The sequence below is a fragment of the Cupriavidus sp. H39 genome, from assembly GCF_050271075.1.
Classification (GTDB): domain Bacteria; phylum Pseudomonadota; class Gammaproteobacteria; order Burkholderiales; family Burkholderiaceae; genus Cupriavidus; species Cupriavidus necator_B.
This window is the reverse complement of record NZ_CP189846.1, coordinates 2,385,094-2,411,159: the sequence shown is the minus strand read 5'-3', so window position 1 is coordinate 2,411,159 and position 26,066 is coordinate 2,385,094. Positions and strand designations below refer to the sequence as shown.

The window sequence follows — 26,066 nt, the reverse complement described above, 5'->3', positions numbered from 1 at the left end:
CGGCCCGCGCGGCGCCGCTTCAGGCCGCCAGCCCACTGGCATGGGATTTGCCATTTGCGTGCTGGTGTGTGGCGCAGTGGCGCACCAGCGAAATCCAAAACAAGAGAGGAGATGGCAATGAGGACGTTACGAGTAGGTCTGGCGGTCGCGGCAATCGCGGCCGCCGCGGCAAGCGTTGCCGCGCAGGCAGCGGTGAGCGACGCCATGATCGAGAACGACGCGAAGAGCCCCGGCGACGTGCTGTCGTGGGGCATGGGCCCGCAGGGCCAGCGCTATTCCACGCTGACGCGCATCAATACGAAGAACGTGGGCCAGCTGGTGCCGGCGTGGTCGTTCTCGTTCGGCGGCGAGAAACAGCGCGGGCAGGAAGCGCAGCCGCTGATCCATGACGGCAAGATGTTCGTCACCGCCTCATACTCGCGCATCTACGCGCTCGATGCGAAGACCGGGCGCAAGCTGTGGAAATACGAGCATCGCCTGCCCGAAGGCATCATGCCGTGCTGCGACGTGGTCAACCGCGGCGCGGCGCTGTACGACAACCTGGTCATCTTCGGCACGCTCGACGCGCAGCTGGTGGCGCTGGACCAGACCAGCGGCAAGGTGGTGTGGAAAGAGAAGCTGGAAGACTACGCGGCCGGCTATTCGTACACGGCCGCGCCGCTGGTGGCCAAGGGCCTGGTGCTGACCGGCATCTCGGGCGGCGAGTTCGGCGTGGTCGGCCGCGTCGAGGCGCGCGACGCGAAGACCGGGCAGCTGGTGTGGTCGCGGCCGGTGGTCGAAGGCCACATGGGCTACAAGTACGACAAGGACGGCAACAAGACCGAGATCGGCATGACCGGCACCCTGAACGCCAGTTGGCCCGGCGAGACCTGGAAGACCGGCGGCGCGGCCACGTGGCTGGGCGGCACCTATGATCCGGCGACCGGCCTGGCCTACTTCGGCACCGGCAATCCCGGCCCGTGGAACAGCCACATCCGCAAGGGCGACAACCTCTATTCCGCCTCGACCGTGGCGCTCGACCCCGCCACCGGCAAGATCGTCTGGCACTACCAGAACACGCCGAACGACGGCTGGGACTTCGACGGCGTGAATGAGTTCGTCACCTTCGACCTGGACGGCAAGCGCATGGGCGGCAAGGCCGACCGCAATGGCTTCTTCTACGTCAACGACGCGCGCAACGGCAAGCTGGTCAACGCCTTCCCCTTCGTCAAGAAGATCACCTGGGCCACCGGCATCGACCTGAAGAGCGGCCGCCCCAACTACATCGCCGAGGGCCGCCCCGGCGACCCCGCCGCCAGCAACGGCGAGAAGAAGGGCAAGTCGGTGTTCGCGGCGCCGGGTTTCCTGGGCGGCAAGAACCAGCAGCCGATGGCCTACAGCCCGCAGACCGGCCTGTTCTACGTGCCGGCCAACGAGTGGGGCATGGACATCTGGAACGAGCCCATCAGCTACAAGAAGGGCGCCGCGTTCCTGGGCGCGGGCTTCACCATCCAGCCGCTGAACGAGGACTACATCGGCTCGCTGCGCGCGATCAACCCGAAGACCGGCAAGATCGTCTGGGAGGTCAAGAACAGCGCGCCGCTGTGGGGCGGCGCGATGACCACCGCCGGCGGGCTGGTGTTCTGGGGCACGCCGGAAGGCTACCTGAAGGCCGCCGACGCCAGGACCGGCAAGGAGCTGTGGCAGTTCCAGACCGGCAGCGGCGTGGTCGCGCCGCCGGTCACGTGGGAAGAGAACGGCGAACAGTTCGTGGCCGTGGTGTCGGGTTGGGGCGGCGCGGTGCCGCTGTGGGGCGGCGAGGTGGCCAAGCGCGTGAATTTCCTGGAGCAGGGCGGCTCGGTATGGGTGTTCAAGCTGCACAAGAGCTGAACGGGAACGCGGTGACACAACCCGGCGCGCGCCATCGCATCATCGATGCGTGCGTGCGCCGGGCACCATAGCAACAGCATCCGATCGGGATACAGGTATGAAGAAAGAATGGATGGCGCTGGCGGCGGCTGGCGCGATGCTGCCGGGCGCGGCGCTGGCCGCCACGGCGGCGGAGATGCAGGCGCTGGCCGACAAGAGCGGCTGCTTTTCCTGCCATGGCATGCAGTCGAAACTGGTGGGCCCTGGCTTTGCCGAGGTAGCGGCCCGCTACAAGGGCGACGGCCAGGCGGCCGCCACGCTGGCGAAAAAGATCCGGGAGGGCGGCAAGGGCGCGTGGGGCCGGATTCCCATGCCGGCGCATGGCAACCTGGGAGAGGACGATGCGAAGAAGCTGGCGGAGTGGGTGCTGGGCGTCGGCTGAGCCGGGACGGTGCGTTGGCGGCGGCCGCTGCGTCGGACGCGGGGCCGGCGCCGGCGTCGGGGGCCGGCGCAGGGCCCGCCTGCGGCGGCGGCGCCAAAGACGCTGATGCCCCCGGCTCAATCGTCCCTGCGTGCCCCGCTTAACCGCAATGAGTTGCCGTCGCTACGGAACACTAGCGGATACTCGCGCGCCTGCGCTGCCGCCAGGCGCCCCTCCAGCACGATTTCCGCGATCCTGCCGTGCGCGGGCGCATGCGCGCAAACGGGGTCGGTCGCGGCGGCATCGCCGGTAACCAGGAAGGCCTGGCAGCGGCAGCCGCCGAGATCGGCTTCGCTGTGCTCGCAGGAGCGGCACGGCTGCGGCATCCATTGTGTGCCGCGAAAGCGGCGGAACGCGTCGCTGTCGTGCCAGATGTCGCGCAGCGTTTCGGCCTTGACGCTGGGTAGCGCCAGGTCAGGCAGCATGCGGGCCGCGTGGCATGGCAGCGCGGTGCCGTCCGGCGCCACGCCCAGGAAGGTGGTGCCCCAGCCGTTCATGCATTTCTTGGGCCGCGCCTCGAAATAATCCGGCACTACGAACAGGATCTGGCACTGCCTGCCGATGCGCGCGCGGTACTGCTGCACCACGGCCTCGGCGTCGCGCAGCTGTTCGTGGGTCGGCATCAGCGCCAGCCGGTTTTCCCAGGCCCAGCCGTAGTACTGCGTATTGGCCAGCTCCAGGTATTCGGCGCCCAGCTGCAGGGCCAGCTCGATGATGGTGCCGACGTGCGGCAGGTTGTGCCGGTGCAGCACGCAGTTCATCACCATCGGGTAGCCGTGCGCCTTGATCAGCCTGGCCACGCGTTGCTTCAGTTCGAACGTGCGGGTGCTGGACAGGAAGTCATTGAGTTCGCGCGTCGAGTCCTGGAACGACAGCTGGATATGGTCCAGGCCCGCCTCGCGCAGCGCGGCCAGGCGGGCATCGGTCAGCCCTACGCCGGAGGTGATCAGGTTGGTGTAGAAGCCGAGGCCATGCGCATGGCGCACCAGCGCCTCGAGGTCCTTGCGCAGCAGCGGCTCGCCGCCGGACAGGCCCAGCTGCACCGCGCCCAGCGCGCGCGCCTGGCTGAATACGTCGCACCACTGCGCGGTGTCGAGTTCCTCGGCATGGCGGGCATAGTCGACCGGATTGGAGCAGAACGCGCAGTGCAGCGGGCAACGGTAGGTCAGCTCCGCCAGCAGCCACAGCGGCGGGCCGGGCGGCGCCGGCTCAGACCAGCCAGCCGCGTTCGGTGGCATGTTTGACAAAGGCGTGGACCTCCGGCGCGATGCCCTGCACGCCAAACGCGGCTTGCAGGTCGTCGATCAGCATGTCGAGGGTATGGCTGCCGTCGCAGCGCTGCAGGATGGCCGCGGCGCTGTCGTTGAGGGTGACCATCCCTTCCGGATACAGCAGCACCCAGCTCTGCTGCGATGCTTCCCACTGCAGGCGGAAGGTCCGGTGCAGGGTCGGGGTGGCGAGGTCTTGCGTGCTGGCTGTCATGGGTTGGCGTGCTGGATCGCGTCGAGCATCGACCACAGCACGTCGAGCTTGAACTGCAGGATGTCAAGGGCGCGTTGCTGTTGCGCGGCGCTGCGGAAGTAGTCCAGCGTCACGCGCAGGCCGTGGTCGACGTCGCGCTGCGCGAGCGGGATGCGCGAGCGGAAATAGTCCAGCCCGCCGGCCTCGATCCACGGATAGTGCGCTGGCCAGCCGGTCAGCCGCTCCTGGTGGATCTTCGGCGCGAACATCTCGGTCAGCGACGAACACACCGCCTCCTGCCACGGCGCGCGGCGCGCGAAGTTGACATAGGCGTCGACGGCGAAGCGCACCCCCGGCAGCACCTGCCGGTGGCTCAGCAGCGCGTCGCGCTCCAGGCCGACGGCCTCGCCAAGCCGCAGCCAGGCCTCGATGCCGCCGGGGCGGTTGTCGGTGCCATCATGGTCGAGGATGCGCACTACCCATTCGCGGCGCGTGGCACGGTCCGGGCAGTTGGACAGGATCGCGGCATCCTTCAGCGGAATGCTGGCCTGGTAGTAGAAGCGGTTGGCCACCCAGGCGCGAATCTGCTCGGGGCTACATTCGCCCGCCGCCATGCGCCGGTTGAACGGATGGTGGATGTGGTAGCCATGCTCGCGCGCGCGCAGGCGCGCCTCGAACTCGGCCGGACTCCATGCAACGGTGGCTGTCATAGCGTGATTTCCATGCCGTCGTAGGCCAGTTCGATGCCGTGCCGGGCCAGCTCGGCATGCTCGGGCGAGTCTTGCGCCAGCACCGGATTGGTATTGTTGATGTGGATGAGAACCTTGCGGCTGGCGGGCAGCCGGTCCAGCACCTCGATCATCCCGCCCGGCCCGGACAAGGCCAGGTGGCCCATGTCGGCGGCGCTGCGCCCGGAGAAGCCCAGTGCCTGCATTTCGTCGTCGCGCCAGAAGGTGCCGTCGACCAGCACCACGTCGGCGCTGCGCAGCTGCGCGAAGACGTGGTCGTCGACCTGGCCCAGGCCGGGTGCGTAGAAGGCGCTGCGGCCACTGCGGCGGTCCTCGATGCGCAGGCCGATGTTGTCGCCGGGGCGCGGCGCGTGTCGCTTGGGCGAGTAGGGCGGCGCCTTGCTTTGCAGCGGTATCGCGGTCAGGGCCACGCCGTCCAGCGGCGGCACCGAGAACGCCGTGCCGTCGCAGGGCAGCGCATGCTGCTGCAGGCCGCAGTAGTGCGCCAGGATGCGGCTCAGCGGGAACGCCTCGGCCAGGTCTTCGAGCACGCTGGCGGTGGCATAGAGCGGCAGCGCCTGGCGGTGTTCGCGCAGCATCAGCAGGCCGGTGACGTGGTCGATCTGCGCGTCCATCAGCAGCACCGCGGCAATCGCGGTGTCGCGCGCGGTGCGGCCGGGTTGCAGTGCGGGTGTCTGGCGCAACTGCTGCAGGATGTCGGGCGAGGCATTGACCAGGATGGCTTGCGGGCCGTCGCCGCTCAGCGCGATCGACGATTGCGTGCGCGGCGTGGCGCGCACGGTGCCGCGGCGCACGCCGTCGCAGTTGCGGCAATTGCAGTTCCATTGCGGGAAGCCGCCGCCGGCGGCCGAGCCCAATACCCGGATGGTGGTCATGGCGCGAGCGCTCGAGGATTGGCTCGCGGCTTCAGCGCGCAGGCGCCGGCACCGGCGCCCCTGCGGCAGCCGCGGCCGGTCAGCGGTTGGCGATATACATCGTGATTTCAAAGCCGAGCCGCAGCTCGGTGTAGGCGGGCGTGGTCCAGGTCATGGTGGTCTCCTTGGGTGGCATGGTTAGTGAATATCGTCGCGGCATGGCAGCGTCGCTGCCGCGATGCCCTGAAAGGCAACAACCATGCCCGACATGACCCTGACCCGCACCGCCTTCTACCTGCGCACCCCGGACGTCCAGCGCCTGCACGTGTTGCTTGACGGGCCGCCACAGGGCGAGCCCTGGCTGGTGCTGCATGGCGGGCCCGGCAGCGGCTGTGCGGCGTCGATGGCGGCATGGTTCGATCCGCAACGGCACCGCGTGGTGATGCCCGACCAGCGCGGCGCCGGCCGCTCGACGCCGGCGGGCGGCCTGCGCCGCAATAACGTCGGCGCGCTGCTGGCCGACCTCGAACAGTTGCGCCGCGCGCTGGGCATCGCGCGCTGGGGCGTGGCGGGGGGATCGTGGGGCGCGGCGCTGGCGCTGGCCTACGCCGCGCGCTGCCCGCATGCGGTGGCGGCGCTGGTGTTGCGGGGCGCCTTCCTGACCGGGCGCGACGACGTGCTCGGGTTGTTCGCGCCGCGCGCTGGCGGCGCCGGCATGCTGCGTCGCATTGCGCCGGCGGGCGAGCGGCTGCCCGAAGCGCGCGCGCGGCTGCTCACCGTGTCACGACTGCTCCAAAGTGGGACGGCTGTTCAAAAACAGGACACCGCGGCGGCGTGGCGCCGGCTCGAACTGGAACGGCTCGGCCTGCGCGGGGTCGCGCAGGGACACAAGCCGGCGGCGCGCGAGCGACTGGCCACGGTGCGCAAGTACCGCATCCAGGCGCACTACCTGCGCCACCGCGCCGGGCTGGGCAAGCCGGCCGTGCTGCGCGCGGCACGCGACATCGCCACGCATGGCATGCCGGTGACGCTGCTGCATGGCCGTGCCGACGCGGTCTGCCGGCCCGCCAATGCCTGGCGGCTGCAGCAGGCCATGCCGGCGGCGCGGCTGCAATGGGTGGACGGCGGGCACCTGGCCGAGGGCGCCATGCGCGACGCGCTGGCGGCCGCCATCCGTGCCTGCGCCTGGCAGCGTTGATGGCGGCCACGCGGCGCGGTTTTCTGGGAGCCACGCTGGCGCTGGCGCTCGATGCCTGGCCGCCTGCCGCTGCCGCAGGTGGGCGTGTGACGCTGTCCCGGTTGCAGCCAGGCGTCTACGTCGCCCGCGCCCACAATGCCGAAGCCCTGCGCGCCAACGCCGGCACGGTGGTGCCCAGCCTGGTCCATGTCACGCGCGCGGGCGTGCTGGTGGTCGATCCCGGGCCGCACGCGGCGTGGGGCAACGCGCTGCTTGGCGCCATCAGGGCGCTGACGCCGCAGCCGGTGCGCTGGGTGGTCAACACCCACGCCCATCCGGAACATGTGCTGGCCAACGCCGCCTTTGCCGGGCTGCGGCCGCGGCCGGCGTTCCTGGCGTCCGCCGCCACCGCCGCGTTGATGCGGCAACGGTGCGCGGACTGCCTGGACCGTTTGACAGCGCAGCTCGGCCGCGCTGCCATGCGCGGCACCGCCATCGTGTTGCCTGAGCCGGCGCTGCGGGCCGGCGGCTGGCTGCAGACCGGTGAGACCGCGTGGCAGGTGCAGGTGCACGCGCCGGCGCACAGTGCGTCGGATACCGTGCTGTATGCGCCGCAGTTGCGACTGCTATGCGCAGGGGGCCTGGCGTACCGCGAACGGGTGCCGGAGATGCAGGAAGCTTCGCTGCAGGGTTGGCGCCAGGCGCTGCGTCAACTGGGCGCGCTGCCGGCAGACACCGTCGTCGCCACCGCGGCCGGCACGCCCGCGCAGACGCTGGTGCCGACGCTGGCTTATCTCGATGCGCTGGCCGATGGCATCGGCGCCGCCCTCGCCGCGGGCCGCGATGCCTCGCATGCCGTGGATGCCGTGGCGGCGGATGCGTTCCGGCAGTGGCGCCATTTCCAGGCGCGCCACCCGCTCAACGTGCAGCGCGCCTGGCGCCAGCTGGAAGACTTGTGGATGCAGGGCGGGCCGCCAGGCTGACGGCGGCGGCCAGTGCACCGCAAGCTCAGCCGGCCTGGTGCGGCAACCCGCGCGCCTCTTCCATCTTGCGGTAGACGGTGTTGCGCGAGATCCCCAGCGCCTTCGCCGCCGCCGAGATATTGCCGTTGTGGGCCTTGACCGTGGCCACGATCGCCATCGCCTCGACCTCGGCCAGCCGCGTCGGCTGCGCGCCCGGCAACATGGCGCCGGGCGGAAGGGCCGGCGCGGTCGCCGCGGCCATGCCAGCCGCCGGCTCTCGCAGGTCGTCAAGGAAGTCGTCGGGCAGGTGGTCCGCGGTGATCTCGGCTTCGCCTTCGGCCATCAGCCGCGCGGTGCGCAGCAGGTTGCCCAGCTGGCGGATATTGCCGGGCCAGTGGTAGCGGCGGAACAGCGCCATCACCGCGTCGCTGATCCGGGGCGGCTCGTCCGCCGCGTTGCCGCCGTGGTCCTGGCACAGCAGCCTGGCGGCGACCACGTCGAGGTCGCTGCGCTCGCGCAGGGCCGGCAGCCGCACCACCAGTCCGTTGAGACGGTAGTACAGGTCTTCGCGGAACTGGCCGTTGGCGACCAGCTCGCGCAGGTTGCGGTTGGTGGCGCACACCACCGAGACATCGATGTGGATCACCTTGCTGCTGCCCAGCGGCGACACCGCGCGCTCCTGCAGCGCGCGCAGCAGGCGGCCCTGCAGGTGCAGCGGCATGTCGCCGATTTCGTCGAGAAACAGCGTGCCGTCATTGGCCAGCAGCATCTTGCCGATGCCGCCTTTCTTGCGGGCGCCGGTGAAGGCGCCTTCCTCGTAGCCGAACAGCTCCGACTCGATCAGGTTTTCCGGGATCGAGGCGCAGTTCACCGCGATGAAGGGGCCGGCGCGGCGCGCACTGTCGGCGTGGATGGCGCGCGCCATCAGTTCCTTGCCGGTGCCGGTTTCGCCCAGCACCATCACCGGGATGTCCTTGCCGATGACCTTGCGCAGCTTGCCGATCACGGCGCGGATCTGGGCGTCCCCCGTGTCCAGCGCATCCAGCCCGGGCGAGGGCGCCGGGCCCGCCGACAGGCTGCGCGGCATGGCCGCGGCGCCGTGCGTGCCCGCGTGGCGGGCCTCGCTGCCGCCGGGAAGCGCCGCGGCCGGCGACTTCCATTCCACGCGCGCGCTGACCTTGACGCCGCTGGGCAAGTGCAGCTGCACGATGCCGGCATGGGCCGCCCGCGCCGCGTCGAACAGCTGCGACATCGACAGCCCGAACAGCGACGAGAAGGTATGCGCCTGCAGCGCGCCGTTGGACAGGCCAAGCTGGAACTGGCCGCTGCGGTTGGCCGACAGGAAGCGCCCGCCGGGCGTGAACGAGACGATGCCCTCGACCAGCGTGCCGAGGAACTCGGCGCGCGAATGGAAGCGGATGCACACCATGTCGCGGAAGGCATTGCCGAACAGCTGGTTCTCGATCATCTGCGCCGACATCCGCACCAGCGCCATGGTGTGCTTGTGGAAGCTGCGCTGGTCGCCGGTCACGTCCAGCGCCCCCACGGTCTTGCCGTAAGGGTCCAGGATCGGCATGCACGAGCAGGTCAGGAACTGGTTGGCCTCCAGGTAATGGTCGGCGCCGTGGACCAGCGTGGCCTGGTTCTCGGCCAGCGCGGTGCCGATGGCGTTGGTGCCGCGGCGCGCCTCCGACCACTCCGAGCCTGGACGCAGCGAGATCTTGTCGGCACGGGCCAGGAAGTCATCGTCGCCCATGGCGTGCAGGATCAGGCCATCGGCGTCGGTCAGGATGATCATGCTCTGGGTGTCGACGATCTGGTCGTGGAGCGTCTCCATCACCGGCAGCGCATAGGTGAACAGCGACTGGCTGCGTTCGATCCGGGTCTTCAGCTCGCTCTGCAGCACCGGGCAGAAGTCCGGCGATTCGTAGGGGCGCAGGCCGTAAGACTCCGAGCGCTGGTGGGCCTGGGCGATCAGTTCGGCGCGGTCGTGCTGCCCGGCGTCACCCGGGGCGTCCGCTTGCGCGCGGGCCGGATCCGGCTGGATGGTCATGTCTCGGTCTCCTGTGGAAAGTCCGCCCGCGATCTGTGCGCGGGTCGCTGCCGGCCGCGCCAGGTGCGCGCTCGACAGTGTTGCGTGTTGAAGCAAAACACTTGCCAGGGTGTGGCATTCCGGGACACCGCGGCGTGGCCCGGGTGCCGCGGGGCCGCTAAAGCCTCGCTAAAGTCCCCGCCGAACCCGGCATTTTGCCGTGCCGCCGCGTTGGTATGGCTCTTGCGGAAATGGGGCAAACCAAAGCCAGCCTCATCACTGTAGGAGACATCCATGAAAACGCAGCGCCGCCTGCTCGCCTTGCTCTCGCTTTGCGCGTCCCTGACCGCTTTTTCCACCGGCCCGGTGCTGGCCCACGGCGATGTCACGCCCCAGGCCGTCGATACCAAAGCGTTACCACAGCTGGGCGACGAATGGCGTCCGGACAATCCCTACCGTAGCGGCGATGCGCACAAAGAGGCGCTGCGCATCGGCTCGTCGGCCTACAACCAGAACTGCGCGCGCTGCCACGGGCTGGAGGCGGTATCGGGCGGGATTGCGCCCGACCTGCGCAAGCTGGACAGCGACTGTGCCGCCCTCGCGGATCCCAGGAAGAAGCAGGCGTGCCTGAGCGAGATCTCGCAGTTCTACACCACCACCGTGCGCAAGGGCCGCACCCGCGACGGCCGCGTCTACATGCCGCCGTTCGACGGCGTGCTGAGCCAGGAAGCAGTCTGGGCCATCAAGACCTACCTGGAATCGCGCCACGAGTAAGCGCCGACCGGCGCCATCCATGCCCCGCTGCCGGCACCCGGCGGCCGGGCCCCTTCGATTGACTGGAGAGATGCCAATGCCTGCCAGCCCTGGCCGCGGCCCGCGGCTTACCTTGTCCTCCCTCGCGGCGCCGCCGCGTGTCCTGCGCTGGCTCGGCCCGCTACTGCTGACGGCCGCCGCGCTGCTCGGTCCGTCGCCGGCGCACGCCGACCTAGCCCGGATCCGCCAGGCCGGCACGCTGAAGGTGGCGGTGTACAAGGGCCTGCCGCCGTTCTCATCGATGGCCGGCAGCCAGTACGCCGGCATCGACGTGGCGCTGGCGCAGGCGCTGGGCAAGGCGCTGGGCCTGTCGGTGGCACTGATGCCGTTCGATGCCGACGAGAACATGTCGGACGACCTGCGCGCGATGGTCTGGCGCGGCCATTACCTGGGCTACGGGCCGGCCGACGTCATGCTGCACGTGCCGGTCGACCGCGCCTTCATGCGCGCCAACGACAAGGCGCTGATCATCGCCCCTTACTACCGCGAGACCTTCGTGCTGGTGCAGGACCGCGAGCGAGTCCCCGACGTGCGCGGCCTGGAAGACCTGGCCGGCCAGCCCACCGGCGCGGCCGCGGGTTCGGCCGGGGCCAATGCGCTGCTGTCAGCGGGCGGCGGTGCGCTGCGGGATCGGGTCAAGATCTATCCCGAAGCCGCCACCGCGCTGGATGCCCTGTTCGCCGGCGAGATCGCCGCGGCGCTGGTGACGCGCGCGCAGTACGAAAGCGCGCTCAAGGCGGGCGGTCACGCTGCCAGCCGCTATGCCGCCACCGACATCAACGCGCCGCTGCTGCCGCCGCGCGGCTGGGCCGTCGGCATGGCGGTCAAGGCCGGCGAACGCGAGCTGGCCGAAGCCCTGCAGACGGCGCTGGACACCCTGCGCGGCAACGGCGAGCTGGCGCGCATCTTTGGCGGCTACGGCGTCTCGATGCAGGCGCCGTGAGCAGGGCGGGCCGGCGCCGCCCTGGCTGACTGGCGGAGCGTTGTAAAGAATGCATGCGAGCCGGCGTCGCAGCGCGGCGAGACGGGCCCGTGCATGGGCCGCCAGCCCAGGCGTAGCGCGGCTTTGCGGCGTTCCGGCGGCGCCCTTGCCATCGCCGCAGCACATTGCCGCGGGCAGGAACGGGAATTGCGGGGGAAGGGCATTATCGTGACTTCGGGTCCAGCGATGCCTTCCCTTCCGTCGGTCCTGCTGTCCTCGCCCCGCGCGCTCTACGGGCTGCTGCGGGATACCGTCAACGCCTGGGTGGACGACTACGCGCCCAGCATGGGCGCGGCGCTGGCCTATTACACGGTGTTCTCGATCGCGCCGCTGCTGCTGATCGTGATCTCGGTGGCCGGCGTGGTGTTTGGCCACGACGCGGCACGTGGCGAGGTGGTGGCGCAGCTGCAGGGGCTGCTCGGCCCGGAGGGCGCCAAGACCGTGGAAGCCATGCTGCTGGCGGTCAGCAAGCCCGCGGCCAGCGCGCTGACGGCGGTGGTGGGCGTGGTGGTGCTGCTGGTGGGCGCGACCACGGTGTTCGCCGAGCTGCAGTCCGCGCTGGACCGGATCTGGGAAGTGCCCGAGCGGCGCAAGAGCTCCGGCATCTTCGCCTTGCTGCGCGCGCGGCTGCTGTCGTTCGGCATGATCCTGGGCATCGGCTTCCTGCTGGTGGTGTCGCTGCTGCTGAGCGCGGGCATCTCCGCGCTCAACCGCTTGTGGGGGCCGCTGTTCGGCGCCGAGGAGGTGATCGGCCATGCGCTCGACACCGTGGTCAGCCTGGTGCTGATCACGGTGGTGTTCGCCATGATCTACAAGATCATGCCGCGCGCCAAGGTGCGCTGGCCGGACGTGTGGCTGGGCGCTGCGGTGACCGCGCTGCTGTTCACGCTGGGCAAGTTCCTGATCGGCCTGTATATCGGCAAGAGCGGCGTGGCCAACGGCTACGGCGCCGCCGGCTCGCTGGTGGTGCTGCTGCTGTGGGTGTACTACTCCGCGCAGATCTTCCTGCTGGGCGCGGAGTTCACGTGGCAGTACGCGCGCCGCTACGGCTCGCGCCGGCACGAGGCCGAGGCCGAGACCAAGCGCAAGGAGTCTGCCGCTCAGCCGCCGCCCAGCGCCACCGCGAACAGCGCCGAGATCAACGGCCGCTCCTTGCGCACCGCCAGGCAGCACAGGGAATAGTCGATCGACAGCAGCGGCTCGTCCACTGGCACCACTTGCAGCCCCGGCAGCGGGATGCATTCGATCTGCGTGACGAAGCTGAGCCCCATGCCGTTGGCCACGGCATGCAGGATGGCCTCGCGGCTGTTGATCTCCATCACGCCGTGCAGCGCCACCCCATGCTGCGCGCAGGCGCGTTCGACGCGGTCGCGCGTCTTCGAGCCCGGCTCGCGCAGGATCACGGGTTCGCCAGCGAGGTCGCGCAGCGTGACGGTCGCGCGCGCGGCCAGCGGATGGCCCGCCGGCATCACCGCGACGATGCGCTCCCTGCGATAGGGCGCGATATGCAGTCCGGCGACCGGGTCGGCCTCGGCGAGGATGCCGACGTCGATGTCGAAATCCTGCAGCCCGCGCAGCACCGAGGCTTCCGAGCCGATGGTGACGGTCAGTTCCAGCGCCGCGTGCACGCAGCGGAAACTGCGCGCCAGCCCCAGCGCGATCGGCGGTGACACCGCGCCCACCCGCACCAGTCCGGTCTTGAGCTTGTGCGCGCTGTGCAGGAACTGCATGGCCTCTTCTTCCTGTCCGAACAGCCCCTGTGTAATCGCATAGAGCCGCTCGCCGGTATCGGTCAGGCGCACGGTGCGCCCGCTGCGCAGGAACAGCTCCACGCCGAAACGCGTCTCCAGCGCCTTGACCTGGTCGGTCACGGTGGGCTGCCCGATATGCAGGTATTGCGCCGCGGCGGTGAAGCCGCCCGTGCGGGCCACCGCGTGGAAGCAGCGGATCGACTTGTAGTACTGGTGGAACATGGGGTCTCGATAGGGGCTGGGCGCCGTTCTGGGCGGCGTGTCCGGCGAGTCTCCCACAGCCGCTGGCCGATGCGTACAGGGTTTCCCCGAGGCGGGCGCAGCGCCGCGGCAATCCATCGGTTTTGGCGCAGCCGGGCGTCAAAGATGCGATTGGACCGGGGGTTTGGCGTCTCCCACACTGCTGGCAACCAGGCGCGCGGCACCAGCCGCCGCCAGCGCAAACCGAGCCAGAACCGAGGAGACCCCATGATCCATGCTTACCACAACCCCGTGTCGATCCATTGCGGGGCCGGCGCGCTCGACCAATTGCCGGCCTTGCTGCACGGCCGGCGCGCGCTGGTCGTGACCTTTCCGGAAGCGCGCGCGCTGGGACTGGTGGCACGGCTGGAGGCCCTGCTGGGCGCGGACCTGGCCGGGCTGGTCGAAGACGTGCAGCCCAACCCGGATGTGGCGCAGCTGGCCGGCCTGTACAACCGCTTCTGGGAACACGCCGACCGCTGCGAGGCCATCGTCGCGGTCGGCGGTGGCAGCGCCATCGATACCGCCAAGGCGCTGATGGTCGGCACCCGCTCAGGCCGGTTCGACTCGCTGGTCAGCCTGCTGGCGACCGGGAAGTCGTTCACGCCGGCGCGGGTCAAGCCGCTGATCGCGGTGCCGACCACCGCCGGCACCGGCAGCGAAGTCACGCCGTGGGCCACCCTCTGGGATGCGGCGAACCAGAAGAAGTACTCGCTGCACCTGCCCGAGACCTGGCCCGAAGCGGCCATCGTCGATGCCGCACTGATGCTGTCGGTGCCGCGCGGCACCACCATCGCCACCGGCCTCGATGCGCTGTCCCACGCGCTCGAATCGATCTGGAACGTCAACGCCAACCCGGTTTCCGACACCTTCGCGGTGTCGGCGGTCGAGGACATCTTCGACACGCTGCCGCAGCTGGTCCGGAACCTGGACGACTTGTCGCTGCGCGAACGCATGGCACTGGCCGCACTCAAGGCCGGACTGGCGTTCTCCAACACCAAGACCGCGCTGGCGCATTCGATCTCGTACGAAATGACGCTGCGCCACGGCCTGCCACACGGCATTGCCTGCTCGTTCACGTTGCCGCTGGTGCTGGAAAAGGCGTGGGCGCGCCGCCCCGACCGCGACCGCACGCTGCAGCGGCTGTTCGGGCCGTCGCTGGCGGGCGGGCAGCAGCGCCTGCGTGCCTTGCTGCAAGGGCTGGGCGTGAAGACCGAGTTTGCGGACTACGGCGTCAGTGACGATGAGGCCGGCGCCATGATCGCGCGTGCGCTGGACGGCGCCCGCGGCAAGAACTTTATCGGCGCCGTGCCGGCCTAGCGCTTTCCCCCCGGCCACAGGTTTACCCGGCCACACGAGCCCGATCGACGGGCCGACAATACAAAAGGAGACAACCATGGAAACAGCCGACCGCATCCAGGTGGGGGCGTTCGTCGCCCCGGCCGAGCAATCGTTCCGGCGTGCGCAGTGGCGCATGCTGCTGGCCGCCATGTTCTGCTATTTCTTCTTCTACACCGGGCGGCAGACCTTCGGCTTCGCCATTCCCGGCATCCAGCATGAATTCGGCCTGTCCAAGGAAGTGCTGGGGTGGGCCTCCACCTGCCTGCTGTGGTGCTACGCCATCGGCCAGGCCATCAACGGCAACCTCGGCGACAAATTCGGCGGGCGCCGCGTGATGACCGCCGGCGCGATCCTGTCATGCGCGGCCAACTGGGTAGTGAGTTTCGCCGTGGGCTTCAAGAGCCTGGCGATTCCATGGGGCATCAACGGCTACTTCCAGGCGCTGGGCTGGGCGCCCGGCAGCCGGCTGCTGTCGAACTGGTGGGGCGCCGGCGAGCGCGGCAAGGTCTACGGCTTCTATGTGTTCGCGGCCGGCTGCGCCTCGGTGCTGTCGTTCGTGACCTCGATCGTGGTGGTGAACATCCTGCACCTGGACTGGCGCTGGATCTTCCGCCTGCCGGTGCTGCTGATGCTGCTGGGCGGCATCACCTTCTACCTGGTCGTGCGCGAGCGTCCGGAAGAGCTTGGCTTCAAGTCACCGGACACGGGCGTGGCCCATCGCGACGACGCCGACCAGGCCACCGCCATCGAGACTGACGCCGACGAAAGCTCATGGTCGCGCTACAAGGCGGTGCTGCGCAATCCGCGCCTGATCATCGCGGGGCTGTCGATCGGGTTCCAGAATGCGGCGCGCTACGGCCTGATCGTCTGGGTGCCGGTGCACTTCCTGGGCAAGGACTGGAAGCATGCCGACACGCTGATCGACCCGGCCTGGATCTCGGTGGCGCTGCCGGTCGGCATGGCGCTCGGCGCACTGTCCAATGGCTGGATCTCTGACCGGCTGTTCGGCTCCAGCCGCAGCAAGGCGATCATGCTCTACATGGTGCTGGGCGCCGTGGCCTCGATGGTCATGTTCAGGCTGCCCACCGGCATGGGTGCCATCGTCGCGCTGTTCCTGGCCGGCTTCTTCGTCTACGGCCCGGCGTCGTCGTTCTGGGCGCTGTGCCCGGACCTGGTCGGGGCGAAGCGCGCGGGGACCGCCACCGGCATCCTGAATTTCTTCTCCTACCTGCTCGCCGGGCTGGGCGAGCCGCTGATCGGCCGCATGCTGGACCACTCGGGCAATACCTCGCTGGTGTTCCCGATCGTGGCGACCAGCTGCATCATCAGCGCCGTGATCGCCGCCTTCATCCGCCGCTGAACTCCGCGGGCCGGCCAGGCGCCGGCCGCGCGCGATGCGGACAAGCCGCTGCACTTGCGCGCGTTCCTGGAATGGCCGCGGCAGCAGGGCGAAGCGGCCGCGCAAGACTGAGGCGGAGGGCGCCTGCCGGAAGAGGGGGACGTGATGCGTGCGGGCGCGCGGCCCGCGCGCCGCGGGCCCGCGCCGGTGGCGCTCAGGCGCCGTCGAGGAACGCGCTGCGCTGGCCCAGGCGCGTGCCGAGCGCATCGGGCGCCAGGCTCATGCTGGCGGAGTCAGCGGCCGACACCGCGCCGCCTGCCAGCGACGGATCGGCGGGCGCGGGGGCCATGCCGGGCTGGGCCGGCGGCACGGGGGCCTGCGCATAGCTGCCGCCAGCGGCCGGGGCTGCCGGGGCCATCTGCGCGGACGGCGCTGCCGCGGGCATGGCTTGCACGGGCTGAGCGGACTGAATCGGCTGGGCGGACTGCATCGGCTGCATCGGCTGCGTCATCGGCTGGCCCGGCTGCAAGGGCTGGGACTGCTGCGCGAACAGCGGGTAAGACGCGATCATCGCGCCAGCCAGGACCAGGGATTTCGCCAGATGTTGCTTCATTCGTGTACCTCCAAGAAACGCCTACAGGCAAGGGAAAGGCCACTGTAGCGCCGGGGCACCTGACATTCTGTTTGTTTTTGCAACGGTCGTTAACCAGTCTTGCCATCCAGGCCAGCACCGGTTAAATGCGCGCGCGTCGGTCAGCGCCGGGCCAGGCGCTTGAGCGCCGCGGCATCGAGCAGTTCGATCTGCCGGTACTCGCGGCGGATCAGGCCCGCGTCTTCCCACGCCTGCAGGTACTTGGCGACGGTCTGGCGCGAGCGGTTGACCATGTCGCCGAGGTCCTCCGCGCTGATGCGCACGACCTGGTCGGTGCGATCGGCCAGTTCCAGCAGGCGTGCCGCCATGCGCGCGTCGATCGGCGCCTGCGCCGCGCTTTGGGCATGGTCGAAGGCCACCCGCAGCCGCGCGCAGATCTGCTGCACGATCAGCTGCATGCCTTCCGCATGGGTCGCCAGGATGCGATGGAAATCGCGCTGCCCCAGCACCAGCAGCTCGGTGTTGCCAACGGCAAAGGCGTCATGCGTGCGCGGCTTGCCGTCGAGCAGCGAGATCTCGCCGAACCAGCGTCCGCGCCCGATCACCGCGTACACCGACTCGCGCCCGCCGCTGCTGACCCGGCTCATGCGCACGCGCCCGGACACCACCATGCAGAAATACGTGGGCGGATCGCCGCGCGCGAAGATCATCTCGCCGTCGCCAAAGCGCTGGCGGCGTGCGGCATGCGCCACGGCATCCAGTACGCGTGGCGGCGCGGTGCGCAGCCAGCCGCTGGCCAGCACGCCGCGCGGCAGCGTGCGCGCGGGTTCGACCGCTTTCAAGGCATCCTTGTGCCGACCCTTCGCCTGACCCTTCACATTGCTCTCCTTGCCGGAGCCGAGATTGTCCAACACTTAACAGATTTTGGCGCGGGGCGCCGGGACAATGCTGCGCATCAATGACCCACATGCCCCCGGGAGGCCGCACATGGCGCAAGTCCAACTCGTCGAATCCGTAAAAGACCGCGTCTCCGACGCAGAATGGCAGATGCGCGTGGACCTGGCGGCCGCGTACCGGCTGGTGGCCCACTTTGGCTGGGACGACCTGATCTTCACGCATATTTCGGCACGCGTGCCTGATGCGCCGGACCAGTTCCTGATCAATCCGTACGGCATGATGTTCGACGAGATCACGGCATCGAGCCTGGTGAAGGTCGATCACGACGGGCAGCCCGTGCTGGAAACGCCGTATGACGTCAACCCGGCCGGCTTCATCATCCACAGCGCCGTGCATGAGGCGCGCCCGGAGGTCGGCTGCGTGATGCACACGCATACTTCGCACGGCGTCGCCGTGTCCGCGCAGCAGGACGGCCTGCTGCCGATTTCGCAGCAGGCGATGTTCGCGCTGACCGGGCTGGCCTATCACGACTATGAGGGCGTGGCGCTGCGCGAGGACGAGAAGGCGCGGCTGGTGGCGGACCTGGGCCGCTGCAAGCAGATGATCCTGCGCAACCACGGCCTGCTCACCTGCGGACGCACGGTGCCGGATGCGTTCCTGACCATGTACACGCTGGAGTCGGCGTGCCGGATCCAGATCCTCGCGCAAAGCGGCGGCACGCCGCTGACGCTGGTGCCGGAAGCTGCCAGCGCCAACATGGGCCAGCAAGCGCGCCAGGCCACCAAGGGCAAGGGCTCCAACCTGGCCTGGCCGGGCCTGCTGCGCCGTCTCGACCGCATCAACCCCGACTACCGCAACTGACCATGGCCATCCTCGTTCACCTGCCGTCGTTCATGGCGGTTCCCATCACCGCGCTGCTGCGCGAAGCGGCGCCGGATATCACCGTGTGGAACGGCCGCGAGGCCGCTGTCGCGGAACAGGTCGAGGCCCTCATCGCGTGGGGCCTGAAGCCCGGCGTGGTGCCGGCCTATCCGAACCTGCGGCTGGTCTGCGCCGCCACCGCCGGGGTCGACAAGCTGCTGGCCGCCCCCGACCTGCCCGCGCACGTGCCGGTCACGCGTATCGTCGATCCCGGCCAGCAGGCCGGCATCGCCCGCTTCGTGCTGGCGATGGCGCTGCGCCATACCCGCGCGCTGGGCCTCTACGCCGAGCAGCAGCGCCGCGGCGAATGGAAGCGCCATCCGGGGCGCGATGCCGCGCAATGCCGCGTGGGCGTGCTGGGGCTGGGCGAGATCGGCAGCGAGGTGGCGCGCATGTTTGCCGCCATCGGCTATCCGGTCAGCGGCTGGAGCCGCGCCGCCAAGCATCTGCCGGGGGTGACCGACTTCACCGGCGACGACGGCCTGCAAGCCATGCTGGCGCAAAGCGACATCCTGGTCTGCACGCTGCCGCTGACGCCGCGCACCGAGGGCCTGCTCGACCGGCGGGCCTTGTCGCGGCTGCCCAAGGGCGCCTATGTCATCAACGTTGGCCGGGGCGAGCACGTGGTCGAGCCCGACCTGGTCGCGCTGATCGACGAAGGCCACCTGGCCGGGGCCGCGCTGGACGTGTTTGCCAAGGAACCGCCGGCACCGGACGACCCGGTCTGGAACCATCCGCGCATCGAAGCCACGCCGCATATCGCGGCCGATCCGTCGTACCCGCTGGTGGCCCGGCAATGCATCGAAAACCTGCGGCGCGCGCGCGACGGACGCCCGCTGCTGAACCGGGTGGACCGGCAGGCCGGCTACTGAAGCCGGCCACCGGGGCCCGGCCGCGGCGCGGCTAGGTCACGGTCACATCCGCAGTGCCCGCGGCCACCTCCAGCAACCGCGTGCTGGCCGTGGCCGGCTGTGCCGGCCCCGAGCCGCCCGCCAGCGGCTTCATGGTGTGGAAGGTGCAGCTCAGCTTCTGCGGCGTCAGCGTGACCAGTGCGTAGCCCTCGGCGTTGGTGTCGACGTGCCGCAGCCACGGATTGAAGGCGCGCAGCGTGGCATCGAAGGTATTCACGAGGGTGCCGCCCACGTTGCTGTAGATCAGCTCGCGCAACGCGGCAAAGGCCGGGTCGCTGTCGACTACGGTGCGGAATGAACTGAGCAGCGTGTTGCTGGACAGCCCGGCGGTGACCAGGTCCACCATCACGGGCGCCGGCGTCGCGGCATCGTAGTCGTCCATGACCTGACCGCCGAAGAAGGCGTGGATGTCCCCGCTTAACCCCACCACGTTGCGGATGCCGTTGGTCTTCAGGAACGCCATCAGGTTCTTGCGCTCCGCGTTGAAGCCATCCCACTGGTCGGCATTGAGGATAAAGCGGTCGAGCAGCGCAATCGCCGGCAGCCGGCTTTCGATCAGCGGCTTGATGCTGGCGTCGAAGTTGGCACTGTCGATGCCCACCTGCGACAGGACGTTGCGCAGCGCCGTGAAGGCCAGGTTGACATAGGTGCCGGCCGTCTTTGCCGCGCGCAGGTCGTCGGCCAGCGCGTTGGCGATGGCGGTTTCGAGCGAGGACAGCGTACTGTTGGCCAGCACCAGCGCCCGCGCGATCAGCCGCGCCACCGCCTGGGTCACGTCGACCTGCATGCGCAGCAGCGACAACTGGTTGCCCCACAGTTTCCAGGTGGTGGCGTCGGCGCCGATGCGGTCCTGCCACCAGGCGCGCTGGTTGTCGCCCAGCATCGACACCGGCGTCAGCACGTTGCCGGCGGCCGCGATCTTCTGCGCCTCGGCCGCGGCCAGCGTGGCCTGCGGCACGAAGTACAGGCTGCCGATCGAGCGGCCCACCGAGGTCTCGGGGATGACGTGGTCGGCGCGGTACAGGCGCTCGTCGGTCATCAGCAGCGTGGCGAGATTGCCGAAGGTGAACGAGCGGTAGATCTGGATGTTCTGGAACGACGGGTTGTTCAGGTCCAGCGTGACGTCGGCCGGCATGAACTCGAACCAGGCCTGGCTGGCGGCGCGCCGGCGCGCGGTGCGCGGCGTCTGGTCGTCAGTGATGGTGTAGGTCTGGCGGTCCTGCCAGCAATTGTCCGAGAACTCGTGGTCATCCCAGATCGCGATCATCGGGAACGCGGCATGCAGCGCCTGCAGGCGCGCATCGTTGCGGTAGCTGCGGTACAGGTAGCGGTAGTCGTCCAGCGTGGTGGCGTAGATGCTGCCGTCGGAGAGCGCGGTGCCGTTGGGCAACTGCAGCGCGGTGTGGCGGTCCTCCACATTGCCCGCGCGCGAGCCGCCCGGCACCGCTTCGTAGATGTAGTCGCCGACATGGACGATGAAGTCCAGGTCCTGCTGCACCAGTTCCTCCATGCCGGCCCAGTGGTTGGCATTCCAGTCCTGGCAGCTGACAAAGGCAAAGCGCAGCTCCGCCAGCGGCGTGCCGGCCGCGGCCGCGGTACGCGTGCGACCCGTGGTGCTGGGGCGGTTGCCGAGCAGGAAACGGTAGTAGTAGCGCGTGCCCGGGCTCAGGCCCGTGACCTTGTTGCGGATGGTGTAGTCCCAGTCCGGCAGGGCCATCAGCGGTTGATTCACCAACAGTGTCGGCGGCGCGAAATCCTGCTGCGTCGACACCTGCAGCCGCACCACCACCGGCCGCTTGCCGTTGCTGCCTTCCACGCGCGTCCACACGATCACGCTGTCGGGGCGGGGGTCGCCCGACGCCACGCCATGCACGAAATTGAAGTTCTCGGGGTTGCCGGTATCCGGCTCCGGGTCATCGCCGCCTCCGCCGCAGGCGCTGAGCCCGCCGGTGGCAACGGTAACGGTCAGGAAACTCCCCCACTTGAGAAACTGGCGGCGGTCCATGGCGCTCCTCCTGTTGTTGCTGTCGTCCATGCAGCGCGCAGCCGCGCCCGGATGCCGCTTGCGGCACCGGCTGTCGTGGGGCGTGCTGTTTTTCTGAATGGATACTAGTGGCTGGACCGGGGGCCCGCTGTCGGTGTGGCTCCGACATGGATATAGGAGGAAGTCGGCTGTTGTGCTATCCCCTCGGCCCTTGCAACGCAGCGCGCCACCGGGGCCCGCGCACTGCCGCCAGTGCCAGCACCAATGCCAGCGCAACCATGGCGCTGCCAAGCCACGGCGCATGCGTCAGCGCGCCGCGCGCCACCATCACGCCGCCCAGGCCAGCGCCCACGGCCACGCCCACATGCATCGCGGCGACGTTGATGCCGACCTGGAGATCGGCGCCAGCGGGCGCCTGCCGCACCAGGAAGTTCTGCACGATGGGCGAGATCGACCAGCTGAGCGCGCCCCACACCATCAGCGCCGGCAGCAGCAGCCACGGCGAGACCGCAGCCGGCGGCAGCACCGCCATCGACACGCAGAACGCCGCCGGACACGCCAGCAGCGCGCGCGCCGCGCCGAGGCGGTCCGAACACCAGCCGCCCAGCCAGGCCCCGGCCACGCCCGCCACGCCGAACGCGGCGTAGCACGCCGTCAGCCCGCGCGCGTCGGCGCCAAGCACGGCCTGCAGGTAAGGGCTGAGGTAGGCAAACAGCGTGAAATGCCCGCCGATCATCGCCACCGACACCAGCTGCGCGCACAGCCCGCGCGCATCGGCCAGCGCCTGCCAGGTCGCGCGCAGCGAGGCCGTGCGCCGCAACGGCGAGCGCGGCAGGCCGCGCCACAGCAGCGCCGCCGGGAGCAGCGACAGTACCGCGAGCGTGCCGAACACCGCACGCCAGCCCGCCCACTGGTCCAGCACCATGCCGGCCGGCACGCCCAGCACCAGCGAGCCGCTGATGCCGACGAAAACCAGGCCGATGGCGCGCCCGCGGCTGGCGGGCGTCGCCAGCGCGGTGGCCAGCATCACCGCCAGCTGGATCACCAGCGCGCAGCTGGCGGCCATCAGCACGCGCGCGCCGAACAGCACGGCGTAGCCGGGGCTGGCCGCGGCCACGCTGTTGCTGAGCGCGAACACGCCGAGCGCAGCCAGCAGCAGCGTCTTGCGGTCGCCGCGGGTCAGCAGCGCGGAGGCCAGCAAGGCGGTGATGGCAAAGATGGCGGAGAAAACGGTGGTGAGCTGTCCGGCGGTCGCCACCGAGACGCCCAGGTCAGCGCTGAGCGAGGGCAGGATGCCGATGCAGATGTTCTCGGCGATGCCGGCCAGGAATACCGTTGCCGTCAGCAGATAGACGCGCCTGTCCAAGATGGGCTCCCGTCGGTTGGACGGCCGCGGCATGCGCTGCGGCCGTGGATCGGCGGGTTTCGAGGCGTGGCTTCGGTTATCCCAGGAGCCGCCACCTTACGATAGTCGCGACGAACGGGCAAGGGGGACCGGGGGAGAGCGCAGGCGTCGCCGCGCCAAACTACGTCCGTGATCGATCCGGGCAGCAGCGATGATGCGAAGCCGGTGAGCGTGAGGTTGCGGCATCGATATTGAAGCGCAGGGTGGTCGATAGACTCGGCCAGTGCTGCCGGTGTTCTCCCCTCTCCCGCAAAGCGGGAGAGGGGAGAACACCGGCAGCATGCAGAGGGCCAAGCCTATTCCAACTGCTGCGCAAATTCCTCCAGCTGCGTGATGCAGATCCCCCAGCCCTCATAGAATCCCATCTCCTCATGCTGCTTGCGCGTGGCCTCGTCCGGATGCATCACGCGCGCAATGTAGCGGGTGCCGTCGCCCTCATCGGCCATGGTGATGACCGCGGTCATCGACAGCCACGGCGTGCCGGGCCGGTACCCGGCGACCAAGGCCGAGGTGGAGACGATCTTCTCCATCGGCACGATCTCGAGGAAACAACCCGGGTTGTCGCTGGTGCCGCCGTCGGGGCCCTGCATGAAGGTATGGAAGGCGCCGCCGGGGCGCATGTCGAAGGCCCGGACCTCGGTGGTCCAGGGTTTGGGGCACCACCATTGCTTGAGCAGCTGCGGATCGCTCCATGCGCGCCAGACCTTGGCACGCGGGGCCTTGAGCAGGCGCGAGATGACCAGGTCCTGGCTTTCCGGGCTGGCGGCGTTTTCATTCGGCATCGGACTGTTCCTCTTGGTGAAGTGCTTCGACAAAGGCCGCCAGGCGGTCGGTACGGGCCTCCCACAGGGCGCGCTGGTCGGCCAGCCATTGCTGCGCGTCGGACAGCGGTTGCGGCACCAGTTCGCAGGTGCGCACGCGCCCCGTCTTGCGCGAACGGATCAACCCGCTGCGCTCCAGCACCTGCAGGTGCTTCATGAACGAGGGCAGTGCCATCGCGAACGGTGCCGCGAGCGCCGACACCGTTTCCGGCCCGCGCCCGAGCGTGCTGACAATGGCGCGGCGGGTCGGGTCCGCCAGCGCGTAGAACACGCCGGACAGCGGGGAAAGATCGACAGCCTGAGACACGTCTGCAAACTCGACACAATGGTTAGCCATGCGGCTAAGTATAGGAAGGCGGCCGGAACTTGCAAGGGCAAAATGCACAACGCCCCGGAGCAAGCCGGGGCGTCGCTGGCGAAAGCGGGGCGGGTCTATTGCTGTCGCACGTACGCCGCGAGGGCCTTGACTTCATCGGCTTTCAACGCGGCAAAGGGCGGCATCGGCACCGATCCCCACTTGCCGCTGCTGCCGCCGCGGATGCTGGCTTCCAGCCTGGCCTGCGCCTGCGGGTCGCCCTTGTAGCGCGCGGCAACCTCGTGATACGCCGGGCCCACGACCTTCTGCGTCACGCTGTGGCAGCTCAGGCAGGCGTTCTTTGCCAGCAGGCCCTGTACGTCGACCGCGGTGGCGGCGGGCGCCGCCGCGGCTTCGGAGGCAGCGGGCTTGCCGGCCTTCTGCGCGATCGCCACGATCTCCGGATCTTTCGCCTTGGCCGAGCCATAGGCCACGGCAAGATAGGCGCCCAGTTGCTCGACCTCGGCATCGTCGATCGGCGCGCCGTAGGCCTGCTGCATTTTCTTCATCTCGGCGGTCCACTGCGCCAGGCTCAGTCCGGGCGGCTGGTACGAGACGTAGTCGGCCGAATGGCAGATCGCGCATTTCTGCATGGCGATGCCGTAGCCCGGCAGCTTCGCCGGCTTGAGCTTGACGTTCTCCGCCGGCAGCTTGATGTCCTGTGGCGCGGCACCGGCGTGGCCGGCACCGAGCATGGCGAGCGCCAGCAGCGCGGGGGCGATGGTTGCTTTCATGGCGCGTTCCTCAGGCGATGGTGACCGGCGTGGCTTCGATGACATTGCGGCGGTAGCCGGCGGGGTTCCAGTTGGCCTTGGCCGGCTGGGTCTCGCCGTCGTTGCTGGTCGCGCGCACCATCAGCACCGCCGGTCCCTTGCGGGCGAACTTGACCGGCAAGTGCCATGCGCGGAAGGAGAAGCGGCCCAGGTCTTCGCCGAGCTGCGCGGCCTGCCAGTTCTGCCCGCCATCGACGGAAACCTCGACCGTGCGGATGCCGGAGCCGCCGTCGAAGGCAATGCCTTTCAGTTCGACGGCGCGGCCGGCCGGCAGCCGACCGCCGCTCTCGACGCTGGTGATGAAGCTGCGCACGGCCAGCTTGGAGATCGGCCGCGTCTTCGCCGCGGGCGTGCCGGGGGCCACGCACTGGCAATCATTGTCCGGCACGCGGTAGCCCTTGGTCATGAAGAACGCGTCATGGCCCTCGAACGGATGGTCCAGCACCTCGATCTCGGACAGGTGCTTGATCCAGTAGGTGCCGAAGTAGCCCGGCACCACCAGCTTGAGCGGATAGCCGTTGAGCAGCGGCAGGTCTGCACCGTTCATGCCCCAGGCCAGCAGCGGCTCGCCGTTCATCGCGTGGGCGATATCGAGCGACTTGCGGAAGTCCGGCGTGCTCGGCAACACCGGCGTATCGAGCCCGTTGAACGTGACCACCTTGGCGCCGGCCTTGACGCCCGCATGTTCCAGCACCTTGCGCAGCGGCACGCCGGTCCAGCGCGCATTGCCCATCGCGCCGTTGGCCAGCTGCGCGCCGAACACGCGCGGCTCGGAGAAGCCGCGGCTGTTGCCGGAGCACTGGTTCACCGCGACCACCTCCACCGGCTCCGCCAGCCGCTTCAGTTCATCGAGCGACAGCTTCAGCGGCTTGCCGACGTGGCCGCCGACGCTCAGGCGGAAGGTGGCGAGATCGACCGACAGCGGAATGTTGGCCAGGTGGTAGCGCACGAAGAACGCGTCGTTGGCGGTGATCGGCCCCTCGTTGAAGGCGGAGAACGGCGTCTCCAGGTGCGGCGGGCGGGTGCTGACGCGCACCAGCGGGCGTTTGCCCGGATAGCGCACCAGCGGGCGCGGCCCGTCGGCCAACGTGACGCCGTCGGTCGCGCGCGCAGCCTGCGCGGCCAGCGCGCCGAGCGGTGACGCGCCCAGCGCCAGCAGGCCCGCGCCTTGCACCAGGCGGCGCCGGGCCGGTAGCGGCCGGTCTGGGTCGGCAGATTGCGCCGGACGGTTCTTGTCTCGCATGGGGCGTCTCCTTTAGGGGCGTGCTTGGGGGCATGTTGTGGCGCGCAAGGCGCTATGCCGGCTACTTTGACGTGACCTCGTCAACTTGTGAAACGGCTTTTGCTGCTAGGGGTTATCGATTTATTCGATATAGG

At 69.4% G+C, this 26,066-nt stretch carries 26 protein-coding genes; 11 read left to right on the top strand and 15 right to left on the bottom strand.

Annotated features, from left to right (window positions below):
- Window positions 1–117 precede the first annotated feature (117 nt).
- Window positions 118–1,869 carry a PQQ-dependent methanol/ethanol family dehydrogenase gene (locus ACOCMH_RS11355; protein ID WP_427307067.1) on the top strand — a complete coding sequence of 584 codons (1,752 nt, stop codon included), beginning with the start codon at window positions 118–120 and terminating at the stop codon, window positions 1,867–1,869.
- A gap of 97 nt (window positions 1,870–1,966) precedes the next feature.
- The gene (locus tag ACOCMH_RS11350) at window positions 1,967–2,290 is read left to right on the top strand and encodes a c-type cytochrome (protein ID WP_427307066.1); all 324 of its coding nucleotides are present in this window, start codon (window positions 1,967–1,969) and stop codon (window positions 2,288–2,290) included.
- 116 nt (window positions 2,291–2,406) lie between these two features.
- Here the strand turns inward: ACOCMH_RS11350 and pqqE are convergent, their stop codons facing one another.
- From pqqE to pqqA, 5 genes are all read right to left on the bottom strand, one after another.
- Window positions 2,407–3,567, bottom strand: a complete 1,161-nt coding sequence (gene pqqE, locus ACOCMH_RS11345) for a pyrroloquinoline quinone biosynthesis protein PqqE (RefSeq protein ID WP_427307065.1) — start codon at window positions 3,565–3,567, stop codon at window positions 2,407–2,409.
- A complete protein-coding gene (gene pqqD, locus ACOCMH_RS11340) occupies window positions 3,539–3,811 on the bottom strand; it encodes a pyrroloquinoline quinone biosynthesis peptide chaperone PqqD (RefSeq protein WP_171513049.1) in 273 nt (90 codons plus the stop codon). The genes pqqE and pqqD overlap by 29 nt, the downstream gene beginning before the upstream one ends.
- A complete protein-coding gene (gene pqqC, locus ACOCMH_RS11335; protein WP_427307064.1) occupies window positions 3,808–4,500 on the bottom strand; it encodes a pyrroloquinoline-quinone synthase PqqC in 693 nt (230 codons plus the stop codon). Before pqqC ends, pqqD begins: the two co-directional genes overlap by 4 nt.
- The gene (pqqB, locus tag ACOCMH_RS11330; protein ID WP_427307063.1) at window positions 4,497–5,414 is read right to left on the bottom strand and encodes a pyrroloquinoline quinone biosynthesis protein PqqB; all 918 of its coding nucleotides are present in this window, start codon (window positions 5,412–5,414) and stop codon (window positions 4,497–4,499) included. The genes pqqC and pqqB overlap by 4 nt, the downstream gene beginning before the upstream one ends.
- 79 nt (window positions 5,415–5,493) lie before the next feature.
- Window positions 5,494–5,568 (bottom strand): pyrroloquinoline quinone precursor peptide PqqA, encoded by a 75-nt coding sequence (gene pqqA, locus ACOCMH_RS11325; RefSeq protein ID WP_012355514.1) that lies wholly within the window; start codon window positions 5,566–5,568, stop codon window positions 5,494–5,496.
- 84 nt (window positions 5,569–5,652) lie between these two features.
- On the opposite strand from pqqA, the gene ACOCMH_RS11320 reads away from it, so the two are divergent.
- Complete coding sequence (locus ACOCMH_RS11320; protein ID WP_427307062.1) at window positions 5,653–6,591, top strand: alpha/beta fold hydrolase; 939 nt, start codon at window positions 5,653–5,655, stop codon at window positions 6,589–6,591.
- A complete protein-coding gene (locus ACOCMH_RS11315) occupies window positions 6,591–7,553 on the top strand; it encodes an MBL fold metallo-hydrolase (protein ID WP_427307061.1) in 963 nt (320 codons plus the stop codon). Before ACOCMH_RS11320 ends, ACOCMH_RS11315 begins: the two co-directional genes overlap by 1 nt.
- Before the next feature lie 25 nt (window positions 7,554–7,578).
- On the opposite strand, the gene ACOCMH_RS11310 is transcribed toward ACOCMH_RS11315, so the two are convergent.
- Window positions 7,579–9,585, bottom strand: coding sequence for a sigma-54-dependent Fis family transcriptional regulator (locus ACOCMH_RS11310; protein ID WP_427307060.1), 2,007 nt, complete (start codon window positions 9,583–9,585; stop codon window positions 7,579–7,581).
- A gap of 273 nt (window positions 9,586–9,858) precedes the next feature.
- On the opposite strand from ACOCMH_RS11310, the gene pedF reads away from it, so the two are divergent.
- The 3 genes from pedF to ACOCMH_RS11295 all read left to right on the top strand — a co-directional run bounded on the left by pedF (window position 9,859) and on the right by ACOCMH_RS11295 (window position 12,541).
- On the top strand, window positions 9,859–10,338 hold the full coding sequence (gene pedF, locus ACOCMH_RS11305; RefSeq protein ID WP_427307059.1) for a cytochrome c-550 PedF: 480 nt from the start codon (window positions 9,859–9,861) through the stop codon (window positions 10,336–10,338).
- A 76-nt stretch (window positions 10,339–10,414) separates the two neighbouring features.
- Window positions 10,415–11,320 carry a substrate-binding periplasmic protein gene (locus ACOCMH_RS11300; protein ID WP_427307058.1) on the top strand — a complete coding sequence of 302 codons (906 nt, stop codon included), beginning with the start codon at window positions 10,415–10,417 and terminating at the stop codon, window positions 11,318–11,320.
- Between the two features lie 225 nt (window positions 11,321–11,545).
- The gene (locus ACOCMH_RS11295; protein ID WP_427307057.1) at window positions 11,546–12,541 is read left to right on the top strand and encodes a YihY/virulence factor BrkB family protein; all 996 of its coding nucleotides are present in this window, start codon (window positions 11,546–11,548) and stop codon (window positions 12,539–12,541) included.
- Here ACOCMH_RS11295 and ACOCMH_RS11290 read toward each other — a convergent pair.
- Window positions 12,460–13,332 carry a LysR substrate-binding domain-containing protein gene (locus ACOCMH_RS11290; protein ID WP_427307056.1) on the bottom strand — a complete coding sequence of 291 codons (873 nt, stop codon included), beginning with the start codon at window positions 13,330–13,332 and terminating at the stop codon, window positions 12,460–12,462. The two genes, ACOCMH_RS11295 and ACOCMH_RS11290, sit on opposite strands and share 82 nt — an antisense overlap.
- A gap of 246 nt (window positions 13,333–13,578) precedes the next feature.
- On the opposite strand from ACOCMH_RS11290, the gene psrA reads away from it, so the two are divergent.
- Both psrA and ACOCMH_RS11280 read left to right on the top strand, forming a co-directional pair.
- Window positions 13,579–14,670: an iron-containing alcohol dehydrogenase PsrA gene (gene psrA, locus ACOCMH_RS11285; RefSeq protein WP_427307055.1), complete on the top strand. Its 1,092-nt coding sequence runs from the start codon at window positions 13,579–13,581 to the stop codon at window positions 14,668–14,670.
- A gap of 76 nt (window positions 14,671–14,746) precedes the next feature.
- Entirely contained in the window at window positions 14,747–16,051 is a 1,305-nt protein-coding gene (locus tag ACOCMH_RS11280; protein ID WP_427307054.1) for an MFS transporter, read from the top strand.
- 193 nt (window positions 16,052–16,244) lie between these two features.
- Here the strand turns inward: ACOCMH_RS11280 and ACOCMH_RS11275 are convergent, their stop codons facing one another.
- Together ACOCMH_RS11275 and ACOCMH_RS11270 are read right to left on the bottom strand one after the other, a co-directional pair.
- The gene (locus tag ACOCMH_RS11275; protein ID WP_427307053.1) at window positions 16,245–16,643 is read right to left on the bottom strand and encodes a hypothetical protein; all 399 of its coding nucleotides are present in this window, start codon (window positions 16,641–16,643) and stop codon (window positions 16,245–16,247) included.
- Between the two features lie 140 nt (window positions 16,644–16,783).
- Window positions 16,784–17,464: a Crp/Fnr family transcriptional regulator gene (locus tag ACOCMH_RS11270; protein ID WP_427307052.1), complete on the bottom strand. Its 681-nt coding sequence runs from the start codon at window positions 17,462–17,464 to the stop codon at window positions 16,784–16,786.
- Window positions 17,465–17,609: 145 nt separating this feature from the next.
- Here ACOCMH_RS11270 and ACOCMH_RS11265 point away from each other — a divergent pair, with 145 nt between their 5' ends.
- Both ACOCMH_RS11265 and ACOCMH_RS11260 read left to right on the top strand, forming a co-directional pair.
- A complete protein-coding gene (locus ACOCMH_RS11265) occupies window positions 17,610–18,380 on the top strand; it encodes a class II aldolase/adducin family protein (RefSeq protein ID WP_427307051.1) in 771 nt (256 codons plus the stop codon).
- 2 nt (window positions 18,381–18,382) lie between these two features.
- On the top strand, window positions 18,383–19,312 hold the full coding sequence (locus ACOCMH_RS11260; protein ID WP_427307050.1) for a 2-hydroxyacid dehydrogenase: 930 nt from the start codon (window positions 18,383–18,385) through the stop codon (window positions 19,310–19,312).
- A 31-nt stretch (window positions 19,313–19,343) separates the two neighbouring features.
- On the opposite strand, the gene ACOCMH_RS11255 is transcribed toward ACOCMH_RS11260, so the two are convergent.
- The 6 genes from ACOCMH_RS11255 to ACOCMH_RS11230 form a co-directional block, all read right to left on the bottom strand.
- Window positions 19,344–21,356, bottom strand: a complete 2,013-nt coding sequence (locus ACOCMH_RS11255; protein WP_427307049.1) for an alkaline phosphatase D family protein — start codon at window positions 21,354–21,356, stop codon at window positions 19,344–19,346.
- Between the two features lie 175 nt (window positions 21,357–21,531).
- Complete coding sequence (locus ACOCMH_RS11250; protein WP_427307048.1) at window positions 21,532–22,701, bottom strand: MFS transporter; 1,170 nt, start codon at window positions 22,699–22,701, stop codon at window positions 21,532–21,534.
- 335 nt (window positions 22,702–23,036) lie between these two features.
- Window positions 23,037–23,522 (bottom strand): SRPBCC family protein, encoded by a 486-nt coding sequence (locus ACOCMH_RS11245; protein ID WP_427307047.1) that lies wholly within the window; start codon window positions 23,520–23,522, stop codon window positions 23,037–23,039.
- Window positions 23,512–23,898, bottom strand: coding sequence for an ArsR/SmtB family transcription factor (locus tag ACOCMH_RS11240; protein WP_427307046.1), 387 nt, complete (start codon window positions 23,896–23,898; stop codon window positions 23,512–23,514). Before ACOCMH_RS11240 ends, ACOCMH_RS11245 begins: the two co-directional genes overlap by 11 nt.
- 95 nt (window positions 23,899–23,993) lie before the next feature.
- Window positions 23,994–24,650: a c-type cytochrome gene (locus ACOCMH_RS11235; protein WP_427307045.1), complete on the bottom strand. Its 657-nt coding sequence runs from the start codon at window positions 24,648–24,650 to the stop codon at window positions 23,994–23,996.
- A gap of 10 nt (window positions 24,651–24,660) precedes the next feature.
- Window positions 24,661–25,932, bottom strand: a complete 1,272-nt coding sequence (locus ACOCMH_RS11230) for a molybdopterin-dependent oxidoreductase (RefSeq protein WP_427307044.1) — start codon at window positions 25,930–25,932, stop codon at window positions 24,661–24,663.
- Window positions 25,933–26,066 lie beyond the last annotated feature (134 nt).

What these genes read in the sequence shown, in the direction of transcription:
- pqqD (WP_171513049.1), bottom strand. Translation starts at nt 3,811, where the DNA reads ATGACAGCCAGCACGCAAGACCTCGCCACCCCGACCCTGCACCGGACC.
- ACOCMH_RS11230 (WP_427307044.1), bottom strand. Translation starts at nt 25,932, where the DNA reads ATGCGAGACAAGAACCGTCCGGCGCAATCTGCCGACCCAGACCGGCCG.
- ACOCMH_RS11350 (WP_427307066.1), top strand. Translation starts at nt 1,967, where the DNA reads ATGAAGAAAGAATGGATGGCGCTGGCGGCGGCTGGCGCGATGCTGCCG.
- ACOCMH_RS11295 (WP_427307057.1), top strand. Translation starts at nt 11,546, where the DNA reads ATGCCTTCCCTTCCGTCGGTCCTGCTGTCCTCGCCCCGCGCGCTCTAC.
- psrA (WP_427307055.1), top strand. Translation starts at nt 13,579, where the DNA reads ATGATCCATGCTTACCACAACCCCGTGTCGATCCATTGCGGGGCCGGC.
- ACOCMH_RS11355 (WP_427307067.1), top strand. Translation starts at nt 118, where the DNA reads ATGAGGACGTTACGAGTAGGTCTGGCGGTCGCGGCAATCGCGGCCGCC.
- ACOCMH_RS11320 (WP_427307062.1), top strand. Translation starts at nt 5,653, where the DNA reads ATGCCCGACATGACCCTGACCCGCACCGCCTTCTACCTGCGCACCCCG.
- ACOCMH_RS11265 (WP_427307051.1), top strand. Translation starts at nt 17,610, where the DNA reads ATGGCGCAAGTCCAACTCGTCGAATCCGTAAAAGACCGCGTCTCCGAC.
- ACOCMH_RS11240 (WP_427307046.1), bottom strand. Translation starts at nt 23,898, where the DNA reads ATGGCTAACCATTGTGTCGAGTTTGCAGACGTGTCTCAGGCTGTCGAT.
- pqqB (WP_427307063.1), bottom strand. Translation starts at nt 5,414, where the DNA reads ATGACCACCATCCGGGTATTGGGCTCGGCCGCCGGCGGCGGCTTCCCG.
- ACOCMH_RS11275 (WP_427307053.1), bottom strand. Translation starts at nt 16,643, where the DNA reads ATGAAGCAACATCTGGCGAAATCCCTGGTCCTGGCTGGCGCGATGATC.
- pedF (WP_427307059.1), top strand. Translation starts at nt 9,859, where the DNA reads ATGAAAACGCAGCGCCGCCTGCTCGCCTTGCTCTCGCTTTGCGCGTCC.
- ACOCMH_RS11280 (WP_427307054.1), top strand. Translation starts at nt 14,747, where the DNA reads ATGGAAACAGCCGACCGCATCCAGGTGGGGGCGTTCGTCGCCCCGGCC.
- ACOCMH_RS11255 (WP_427307049.1), bottom strand. Translation starts at nt 21,356, where the DNA reads ATGGACCGCCGCCAGTTTCTCAAGTGGGGGAGTTTCCTGACCGTTACC.
- pqqE (WP_427307065.1), bottom strand. Translation starts at nt 3,567, where the DNA reads ATGCCACCGAACGCGGCTGGCTGGTCTGAGCCGGCGCCGCCCGGCCCG.
- ACOCMH_RS11300 (WP_427307058.1), top strand. Translation starts at nt 10,415, where the DNA reads ATGCCTGCCAGCCCTGGCCGCGGCCCGCGGCTTACCTTGTCCTCCCTC.
- pqqC (WP_427307064.1), bottom strand. Translation starts at nt 4,500, where the DNA reads ATGACAGCCACCGTTGCATGGAGTCCGGCCGAGTTCGAGGCGCGCCTG.
- ACOCMH_RS11315 (WP_427307061.1), top strand. Translation starts at nt 6,591, where the DNA reads ATGGCGGCCACGCGGCGCGGTTTTCTGGGAGCCACGCTGGCGCTGGCG.
- ACOCMH_RS11235 (WP_427307045.1), bottom strand. Translation starts at nt 24,650, where the DNA reads ATGAAAGCAACCATCGCCCCCGCGCTGCTGGCGCTCGCCATGCTCGGT.
- ACOCMH_RS11260 (WP_427307050.1), top strand. Translation starts at nt 18,383, where the DNA reads ATGGCCATCCTCGTTCACCTGCCGTCGTTCATGGCGGTTCCCATCACC.
- ACOCMH_RS11310 (WP_427307060.1), bottom strand. Translation starts at nt 9,585, where the DNA reads ATGACCATCCAGCCGGATCCGGCCCGCGCGCAAGCGGACGCCCCGGGT.
- ACOCMH_RS11290 (WP_427307056.1), bottom strand. Translation starts at nt 13,332, where the DNA reads ATGTTCCACCAGTACTACAAGTCGATCCGCTGCTTCCACGCGGTGGCC.
- ACOCMH_RS11245 (WP_427307047.1), bottom strand. Translation starts at nt 23,522, where the DNA reads ATGCCGAATGAAAACGCCGCCAGCCCGGAAAGCCAGGACCTGGTCATC.